Source organism: Lactobacillus sp. HBUAS51381 (assembly GCF_012641095.1).
In the GTDB taxonomy this organism is placed as follows: Bacteria; Bacillota; Bacilli; order Lactobacillales; family Lactobacillaceae; genus Levilactobacillus.
In genome coordinates this window covers 35,708-44,195 of the sequence record NZ_JAAVSC010000024.1, presented here as the reverse complement: position 1 = coordinate 44,195, position 8,488 = coordinate 35,708, and the positions used below count along the sequence as shown (strand labels likewise).

Annotated in this window: 13 protein-coding genes and 1 tRNA gene; 11 read left to right on the top strand and 3 right to left on the bottom strand. The window is 50.9% G+C overall.

Going from position 1 to position 8,488, the window contains the following annotated elements:
* Positions 1 to 425: 425 nt before the first annotated feature.
* The 5 genes from HEQ50_RS09085 to HEQ50_RS09065 all read left to right on the top strand — a co-directional run bounded on the left by HEQ50_RS09085 (position 426) and on the right by HEQ50_RS09065 (position 3,367).
* Entirely contained in the window at positions 426 to 1,565 is a 1,140-nt protein-coding gene (locus tag HEQ50_RS09085) for an A/G-specific adenine glycosylase (RefSeq protein WP_168900202.1), read from the top strand.
* Positions 1,566 to 1,635: 70 nt separating this feature from the next.
* The gene (locus HEQ50_RS09080) at positions 1,636 to 1,956 is read left to right on the top strand and encodes a hypothetical protein (protein WP_168900201.1); all 321 of its coding nucleotides are present in this window, start codon (positions 1,636 to 1,638) and stop codon (positions 1,954 to 1,956) included.
* Positions 1,957 to 1,969: 13 nt separating this feature from the next.
* On the top strand, positions 1,970 to 2,578 hold the full coding sequence (locus tag HEQ50_RS09075; protein WP_168900200.1) for an alpha/beta hydrolase: 609 nt from the start codon (positions 1,970 to 1,972) through the stop codon (positions 2,576 to 2,578).
* Between the two features lie 193 nt (positions 2,579 to 2,771).
* Positions 2,772 to 2,975 carry a cold-shock protein gene (locus HEQ50_RS09070; protein WP_024746588.1) on the top strand — a complete coding sequence of 68 codons (204 nt, stop codon included), beginning with the start codon at positions 2,772 to 2,774 and terminating at the stop codon, positions 2,973 to 2,975.
* Positions 2,976 to 3,127: 152 nt separating this feature from the next.
* A complete protein-coding gene (locus HEQ50_RS09065) occupies positions 3,128 to 3,367 on the top strand; it encodes a cytochrome b5 domain-containing protein (protein WP_168900199.1) in 240 nt (79 codons plus the stop codon).
* Positions 3,368 to 3,526: 159 nt separating this feature from the next.
* Here HEQ50_RS09065 and HEQ50_RS09060 read toward each other — a convergent pair.
* A tRNA-Arg gene (locus HEQ50_RS09060) sits at positions 3,527 to 3,600 on the bottom strand.
* 144 nt (positions 3,601 to 3,744) lie between these two features.
* Between HEQ50_RS09060 and HEQ50_RS09055 the strand changes: the two genes are divergently transcribed.
* The 4 genes from HEQ50_RS09055 (at position 3,745) to HEQ50_RS09040 (ending at position 5,319) form a co-directional block, all read left to right on the top strand.
* The gene (locus HEQ50_RS09055) at positions 3,745 to 4,047 is read left to right on the top strand and encodes a hypothetical protein (protein ID WP_168900198.1); all 303 of its coding nucleotides are present in this window, start codon (positions 3,745 to 3,747) and stop codon (positions 4,045 to 4,047) included.
* A 115-nt stretch (positions 4,048 to 4,162) separates the two neighbouring features.
* A complete protein-coding gene (locus HEQ50_RS09050) occupies positions 4,163 to 4,315 on the top strand; it encodes a hypothetical protein (RefSeq protein ID WP_168900197.1) in 153 nt (50 codons plus the stop codon).
* A gap of 139 nt (positions 4,316 to 4,454) precedes the next feature.
* A complete protein-coding gene (locus tag HEQ50_RS09045) occupies positions 4,455 to 5,147 on the top strand; it encodes an NAD(P)H-dependent oxidoreductase (protein WP_168900196.1) in 693 nt (230 codons plus the stop codon).
* Entirely contained in the window at positions 5,140 to 5,319 is a 180-nt protein-coding gene (locus tag HEQ50_RS09040) for a hypothetical protein (RefSeq protein ID WP_168900195.1), read from the top strand. The genes HEQ50_RS09045 and HEQ50_RS09040 overlap by 8 nt, the downstream gene beginning before the upstream one ends.
* Before the next feature lie 88 nt (positions 5,320 to 5,407).
* On the opposite strand, the gene thiD is transcribed toward HEQ50_RS09040, so the two are convergent.
* Entirely contained in the window at positions 5,408 to 6,226 is an 819-nt protein-coding gene (gene thiD / locus HEQ50_RS09035; protein ID WP_168900194.1) for a bifunctional hydroxymethylpyrimidine kinase/phosphomethylpyrimidine kinase, read from the bottom strand.
* 246 nt (positions 6,227 to 6,472) lie between these two features.
* Between thiD and HEQ50_RS09030 the strand changes: the two genes are divergently transcribed.
* Both HEQ50_RS09030 and codA read left to right on the top strand, forming a co-directional pair.
* Positions 6,473 to 6,772 carry a hypothetical protein gene (locus HEQ50_RS09030; RefSeq protein WP_232842724.1) on the top strand — a complete coding sequence of 100 codons (300 nt, stop codon included), beginning with the start codon at positions 6,473 to 6,475 and terminating at the stop codon, positions 6,770 to 6,772.
* A gap of 35 nt (positions 6,773 to 6,807) precedes the next feature.
* Positions 6,808 to 8,043 carry a cytosine deaminase gene (gene codA / locus HEQ50_RS09025; protein WP_168900193.1) on the top strand — a complete coding sequence of 412 codons (1,236 nt, stop codon included), beginning with the start codon at positions 6,808 to 6,810 and terminating at the stop codon, positions 8,041 to 8,043.
* 108 nt (positions 8,044 to 8,151) lie between these two features.
* Here codA and HEQ50_RS09020 read toward each other — a convergent pair whose 3' ends face one another.
* Complete coding sequence (locus HEQ50_RS09020) at positions 8,152 to 8,373, bottom strand: PLD nuclease N-terminal domain-containing protein (protein WP_168900192.1); 222 nt, start codon at positions 8,371 to 8,373, stop codon at positions 8,152 to 8,154.
* Positions 8,374 to 8,488: the final 115 nt, after the last annotated feature.

Genomic DNA, 8,488 nt, shown 5'->3' with positions numbered 1-8,488 from the left:
CCAAGCGATTTTTCTTGGTAAATGGCGTCTTTGAGACGCGGGCTGACGGCTCAAAGCGAGGGAAAAGACAGCACTTTGGCTTTTCCCGATCCTTCCCACCGCGATCCAGACCAAATTTGGCGAACGGTAAGGCGGCCAGCACGCGACTATCATCTTATAATGGTTGTTATCCTTGTCACACCAGGAATCTTAGCTGCTTTCTATCTTTCAACCTTTAGGCCGTGATATCTTCCCTGATAATAGGGGAGCAACGCCGGCACGTCAAGGCTTACTGGGCGGAAAGATGGAAATTAACTGGAAATGCCGGAGAATGACCCGTGTTCACGAGCTTTCATTCAAAAAGTGAAAATTAAGGGAGCGATTGCCGCGCTTGTCACGCCTCGGGGGATTCGCTAGAATGGTAAAAACAAGGACGGTGGCAAACTATGGAAAAATGGTCGGCGGCGACAATCCGCGAGTTTCGCAAAACATTGTTAGATTGGTATGATCGCGAGGGGCGCGATCTGCCTTGGCGTCACGGACGGAATCCTTATCACACTTGGGTGAGCGAGGTCATGTTGCAACAGACCCAGGTAAATACGGTGATTCCGTACTACGAGAACTTCTTGGCAACCTTTCCGACGGTGGCTGATTTGGCGGCGGCTGACGAGGCGACCTTATTGAAGGCGTGGCAGGGGTTAGGCTACTATTCGCGTGCTCGGAATTTACAGCGTGCGGCGCAGCAACTTGTTGCGGATTACCATGGGAAGTGGCCCGAAACGGCCGCCGAACTGGAAGACTTGGTGGGCATTGGCCCGTATACGGCCAGCGCGATTGCTAGTATTGCCTTTGACGAGGTCGTGCCCGCTGTAGATGGCAATGCCTTTCGCGTATTTGCTCGCTTGCTGATGATCGATGCCGACATTGCAAAGCCCAAGACCCGCCAGCTATTTACGGCTATCATTCAGCCGATCGTTGATCCCCAACGGCCCGGCGCCTTTAATCAAGCCATTATGGATCTAGGGTCCAGTTATATGACGGCCAAGAATCCCGATCCGGCGCATTCACCAGTGAAGGCATTTGACGCGTCCTATCGTGCGGGACGCGTGCTGGAATTTCCGGTTAAGACGAAGGCACCACGACCCAAGCCGGTGGCCTACTACGGCCTCGTGATTCACTCGCCGGCCGGTTACCTCCTCGCACAACGTGGGGCCAATGAGATGCTGACGGGTTATTGGAGTTTTCCGTTGGTCCGCCAAGAAACGCTGCGGTCGGCAACAGACCAGCATGAACAGACCTTAGCAACCGATATTGCGGCATTAGAACGGCAGTGGGCCCGCGACTATCAGGTTCCTTTGCGCCTAACGCCCGTTGGTGGACAACCGGTCAGTCACACGTACACGCATCAACACTGGCAGGTCAAGCTTTTGATGGCGGACTTACCAACTGCGCAATCCCTGACCTTCTTCCCAGGCAAGTGGGTTAAGGCTAACGCCATTTCGGCGCTGCCGCTACCCAAGGTTCAGGAAAAGATGATGATCCGGTATGCGAAACAGCAAGATTCTACGGCTTTTGGTGAGAATTAGTTTCAGTTGGTCGCTATTTGCTGTATTATCTAGTTAAACTGAAAACGGATTCGCAAGGGAGTGGCTGATTGTGCAAACGATTTTTGATCAATTGAAAACAATTTCGGTAAATCATCAGGAAGTCGAAAGCCATCAGGTCGTGGTGACCGATGAGACCGGAAAACCCAATGGATTGTTGACGGATTTGTTACGAGACTTAATTGATAATGCATTGCTGTTTGTGTCGTTGGCGGACGTGCAGTCGGGGCCAGATTTAATCAGTCGGCTGAAGACCCATACGCCGTTGCCTGACGACGTTTTAGCCGAATACGGTAAGATTCTAGGCGAAGGCTGTTACGGGCTTAATTTCGCCCCGCAGAAGGGTCAGATTGAGCTAATCGTGCGCCGTTAGGAGAATTCACGTGGTGGAAGACGACTTAATTGAAATTGCTCCGGGGGCGAACACGGCGCCACCGGTCCTATTGTTGCAGGGAACCGGGGGGACTAACACGGAGATGTTGAACTTTGGTCGTCGACTGGCCCCCCAGAGCCCGCTCATTGCGATTTCCGGTCGCAGTGGTGTCGGGGCGCAACGTCAATACTTTTTGCAGACTGCTGCGGGACCGGTGGATCGTGACCAGGTTGCAGCGGAAGCCAACTGGTTGGGGACCACTGTCAAAAATATTTGTGCAACCCATCACTGGGATGTGGATCGGTTGATTACGGTCGGCTATTCGAATGGTGCGGCGATGGCGGCCTATGGGATTCGAGCGGGAATCTTACCCGGTCGACAGGCCGTTTTATTTCACCCGTTGTGGTTGGCGGTTGCCAAAAATGTTCAGCGCAACGGCTACCAGGTTTGGCTCTCTGCGGGGCAGCGCGACCCTTTGGTATCGGTGGCAACGGTGACCCAGGTGGCGGACGATTGTAAAAAAAGTGGGATCACGACCACTCTTTTTCAGACTGCCGGGACCCACATGTTGACCCCACAGGAGGTTTTGGCTGCCAAGGAATGGTTATCGGAAAATAATTAGGGACTTATTGCAAAATAGTTTAAAAATATCGAGGTTTGCATTTGCTATTCTGCGAAATACCTGTTATCCTATGGTTAATGTATTTATGGTTCGGAAGTTTTAAAGGCTCGACGTTCTTATAAGAATGGCTCCTTTTTACCCCAGCTTTCAAATGCAAATATTATTGCGCTATGCGCATGGAGGTTTCATTCTTATGGAACAAGGTACTGTTAAATGGTTCAACGCTGATAAAGGTTACGGCTTCATCACTTTGGAAAACGGCTCAGACGTTTTCGTTCACTTCTCTGCTATCAACAGTGAAGGCTTCAAGACGCTTGAAGAAGGCCAACACGTATCCCTTGATGTAGAACAAGGCGACCGTGGCCCACAAGCTGCTAACGTTACGGTAGTTGACTAATTTACATTAGCCTAAATCGTGTCGTGAAAAACCATCAACTTCGGTTGATGGTTTTTTTCTGCACATTTAGTTATCACTTGAAAGATGAATTGCTTGTGTTGTTCGTTCGGTCAGTTTATGATGAAACCAAATAAATTGAGGCGGTGATCGTTGTGAGTGAAAAAGTTTTTTCCAAGGATGAGTTAGCTAAATTTGATGGGCAAGAAGGACAACCAGCCTATGTCGCCATTGATGGTGTGGTTTACGATGTGTCGGGTGTCGCGGCTTGGGCCGGTGGGCAACATCACGGTAATTTAGCCGGGAACGAGTTGACCAGCGTCATCGATGAAAAATCACCACACGGACGCAAGGTTTTGGCTAAGTTGCCAGTTGTAGGTAAGTACGAGGCTTAATTTGATTGAAAGTATCGCGGGATGGGCAGGGTGCCGGTCCCGCTTTTTTAATGGCGTCAAGCCAGATTTGAAAAAGTATTCGACGGGAAATGGATCTAATTCTGGTTAAATAAAAACGGTAAAGTCCTAAGACTTTACCGACCGTTCGCTTAATAGTCATGTCGCAAGAGAGATTCGAACCCTCGACCTACGGTTTAGAAGACCGTTGCTCTATCCAGCTGAGCTATTGCGACCTAATGGGAATAGCTAACCCACAACTCCTTAATTATAGAGAAGCCGTTGCGTCGTGTCAATTGCGGATTAACCGGGGGACTCGAGTTGACAGGAACCGCGCACCTCCAGTAAAGTAAGGGTAAACAGGACTGGGGGTGGCTATCGTGATTGTGCTACACATTATTGCGGAGATTGCCGTATTTTTTTCGGCAATCTGTATCATTTATTACTTTTTTCAAATTACGCAAGGACTGGGCAACAAGCGGCAGAACTACATTTACTGTCTATCAGCGGTCATTGTGCTGTTGTTGGCAGCGCCGGTAGCCAACCTCTCTCGGCAAAAGACGGTCAGTCCCACGGATCAAGTGTCCAATCAGGTTCGTAAAGTTCAGAAAAAACATCAGTCTCAACGTGAATCACAGAAAAAGCAGGAGTCCCAGTCATCGAACCGGTCCGGGAATGAGTAGGGAGTGCAACGTCAAAATATGAAGAATTTCTTATTTCCATGACGTAATACTTGCAATATTCCTGTAACATTTAGATAATATAACTGTAACCTTAATGTTGACGGGGGGAATTGCTATGCACGCACTAGTTGTTATTTTGGCGATTATCGTGTTGGCCGGCGTTGGCCAATTGTATTTGAATAACCGGGAAGCTTTCCGGAAGAATAGCAAGCATCTGGCGACTCGGGACAATAAATTTCACGATGGGTCCGATCGTCGCCTAAGTTAATTTTCAGTCAACTGGTCGTTAGCGTTTACGCTGAGGGCCTTTTTCTTTGGGACGAATTTACTGAGCAGGGACGACCGGAATTTCAAGGTGAATGTGCTACAGTAGGTTTAGTGAAAAAACGAAAAGGAGTTGGTGGCCGATGACCACGCTTGTATTGGTCTCACATCCCCAGTTGGCGGATTCAACTAGTCAGCAATTTTTAAAAGAAAGTCTCCCCGATGACGACATCATCTGGGAACACATCGAGAGTTTGAGCTCGCTGGACGTTGCGCAGGAGCAGGCGCAGTTACGGCGAGCGGACCGAATTATTCTACAATTCCCGTTATACTGGTACGCGGCGCCGGCGGGACTCAAGCAGTGGGAGGACACGGTATTAACGCGGACCTTTGTTTACGGAGATCACCGGTACCCGTTGGCCGATAAGGAATTGGGCATCGTGGTCACAACCGGGATGCCCCGGCAGGCCTTTCAACGTGGTGGGGCTGAAGGCGTCACGTTGGATGCCGCCTTGGCGCCGCTGGCCGCCTTGGCACACCGGGCGCAAATGCGGTGGTTGCCCGTCTTTCCCATTTACCAATTCGGTTATCTAGAAGAACCGGAAAAATTACAGCTCGTGGTGGATTATCAGCGTTACCTGACGCAACCGCAGCCGGATAGTCTGGCAAATCGGCAGGACTGGTTTGCCCAACGGTTGGACGGTATGGTTGCGCGGTTGGCGGAGGATCAACGCACCACAGGCCGTTTGATTGCTAGCGTCTTTGAACAAAACCGCGAACAAATTGACCAGTTGCACGACACGCTGGCCATGATTAAGGAGCAAGACGATGACTGAACAATCGCAATGGTTAAGCCAACAGATCGATCAGTTGGCAGCACAACAAGAAAAATTTACGGACCGTGCCTTTTGGCTGGCCCTCAAACAAGTGGTCGCCGAACAGGACCGGCGTAGTGAGCAGCTCGGTGGCGAAGTGGACGGCCGAACGTGGCGTCCCGATCGGTGGTAGGACCATGTTGATTCAAAAAAGGGCCGGGGAAAATCTCCCCAGCCCTTCATTACGCTATTTCTTAATTGGCGCAATCCGCACCTTCTGGTTATTTAAAATCGCGGGCCATCGCCGCCCAATGGTTAACCGGACCGAATTTGTGGCCAACCGCAATGGGTGACCCAATTGCGGCGTTGACGAATTGTTTGGCAATCGTAATGGCCTGTTTCATGGGCGTGCCCTTGGCGAGTTCGGCGGTAATGCAGGCCGACAGCGAATCGCCAGTGCCGTTGACCCGGTTCGTTTCGTGGTAGGGTTCGCTCAACCAGAAGCTGTCACCAGATTCCAGCAAGACAAAGTCCTTCACGACGGTTTGATGAGGATCGGCGTGGCTGCCCTTGGCAATGATGTTCTTGGCCCCCATGGCTTGTAGCTTATGGGCGGCCGTTTCCATGTCGGCGTCACTGGTGATGGTCATCTCGGCGATCTTTTCGACCTCAAAGAAGTTAGGGGTCAGAACGGTTGCCAGTGGGATCAGGGTGGTGCGCAAGGTGTTAAAGGCGCTTTCTTCCAGCAATTGGTTCCCGTGCTTGGTCATAATCACGGGGTCGACGACTAAGGGACCAAAGTCAGCGGCCCGATAGTTTTTAACGACCGTGTGGATGAGTTCCGAATCGGCTAACATGCCCGTCTTAGCGGCCCGAATCCGATAATCATCGACGAGGTCTTTGAATTCCTGATCGATAAAGTCGGTGGGCATGGGAACGCTGGCGTGAATACCGTAAGAATTGCCGGCCACGCACGCTGTCATGACCGAGGCGCCATAGACGTGACGCGCGAAGAAAGTATGCAGATCGGCTTGCATGCCGGCACTGCCATCGCTGTCTGAACCGGCGATGGTGAGTGCTTGAGGGTAAGAATTTACCATGATTGATCGACCTCCGAAGTCAAGATTATAGGTTCCAGCATAGCATAAATCAGGTGGAAATGATGACCCAGATGCTTTATAAATTTAGTGATACCCCGGTCGTTAGGTAGCCGCGCCCAAACTACCGGCTGGCGATCGCTTAGGTTGGTTAGCGGCCGAACTTAAGCGAGTTGTTCGTAAATGGTGAAATCGCCGTGTAAATTAAAGGGGAGACTTGGTAACCGGATCATACGAGGAGGGCGGTCTATGATGGAACGACAATGGCGAGGCGTGCTGATCTGGAGTGTGATTGGGCTTGCGGCCAGTTGGTATGCGCTAATTGGTGCCGTCCAAACGGTTTATCGCTGGTTTCCCAACGAACCCGTTACTTTATTGCTCGGATGTGGACTAACTGTGATAAGCTTAGTAGGGTTGGTTCGTGCCAGTAGACGCGGTCCCTGGTGGGGCTTGATTCCCGCTACGGTGAGTGTGATTGCCGTAGCTTGGGGGTTGGTTGCCGACAGCACTCTGCTTTTATTAGGCTTGACCATTCCCGGGTTTTATTAATCTGATGAAAAAGTGTAGGAGGTAGGTTAACGCGCATGTTAATTCAACAAGGTCTTATTGAAAACGCTCAGCAGCCACAGGATATTCGAATTGAGGACGGCAAATTTACAGCGATTGCCGATCACTTAACCGCGAAGGATAATGAACAGGTGATTGATGCGCAAGGAAAATTAATTCTGCCACCTTTTGTTGACCCACACGTTCATTTGGACAGCACGATGACGGCCGGCGATCCCGAATGGAATCAATCTGGGACGTTGTTTGACGGGATTCGTATCTGGTCCGAACGGAAGAAGACGTTGAGCATCGAAGACGTGAAGACCCGTTCACGGCAAGCCCTGGAACGCCAAGCCAGCCATGGGGTGCAGTTTGTTCGGTCGCACGTGGACGTGACGGACCCGAGTCTGACGGCGTTAAAGGCCTTGATTCAGGTACGGGATGAAGTGAAGGACTTTATCGAATTACAGCTGGTGGCCTTCCCCCAAGAAGGGATTCTGTCGTTTCCACACGGTAAGGAATTGATGGAACAGGCCGCCAAGCTTGGCGTTGACGTCATCGGGGCCATTCCGCATTTTGAGTTCACGCGCGAATACAGTGTGGAATCCCTCCATTTCGCCGTGGATTTAGCTCAGAAATATGGCAAGTTGGTCGATGCCCATTGTGATGAAATCGATGATCCGGCCTCACGTGGGCTGGAAACGTTGGCAACCTTGGCTTTGGAGACCGGTTTGGGCGATCAAGTCACGGCCAGCCACACCACGGCGATGGGGTCTTACAACAACGCTTATGCCTATAAACTCATGCGCCTCCTGCAGATGTCCCACATTAACATGATTTCTAATCCTTTGATCAACACCCACTTGGGCGGTCGGTTTGACACGTACCCTAAGCGTCGAGGGTTGACGCGGGTTAAGGAGTTAAATGCCGCTGGCGTTAACGTGGCCTTTGGTGAGGATGACATCAAGGATCCGTGGTACCCGATGGGCGACGGTAACATGTTAGATGCGTTGCACATGGGAATTCACGTCACGCAGATGATGGGCTACGACGACATCATGGGATCCTACAAATTTGTGACGACCAACGGGGCCAAGGCCATGCACGTCGGCGACCACTACGGCATCGCCGAAGGAAAGCCTGCTAACCTGGTCATCATGAACAACGACAACTTCTATAATGCGTTGAACCAGCGCTCGGAGGTTCTCTACTCGATCCACCACGGAAAGATTATCGTGAAGACCGATCCCAAGCAGGTTCACCTGGATCTGTAAACAACTAGAAAATAACTAAATCAGTGAACACGATCAAAAATAGCCAGCGGATGGACGATACATGTCCATTCGCTGGCTATTTGTCAGGACTAGTCTCAAGAACGACTGCTATTCCCGTGTTTGACCAAAGGCAAAATACAGCCAGGGACCAATGGGTTGAACCAGGGCCAGCAGTAACCAGCCAAGCTTATGGCCCCGGCGAACATGTTTTGCCCGAAGAATATCCCAAATGACGACGCTTGATGCGGTGACTTCGAAGGCGACGAACGGGGCCATTCGTTGGCGTGTGTGGCGTGACGGCTTGGTATGGTGATGACGGTGAATTGACATCTAAAGGGCCTCCTTCTTTAAGTGTCTTCAGTATACGCTGTTCGCTATGTAAACGCTATCATGAGACTGTCTAACCGCAACCGGCCACGTGCGCAGTAAAATTGGTGGGGAAATA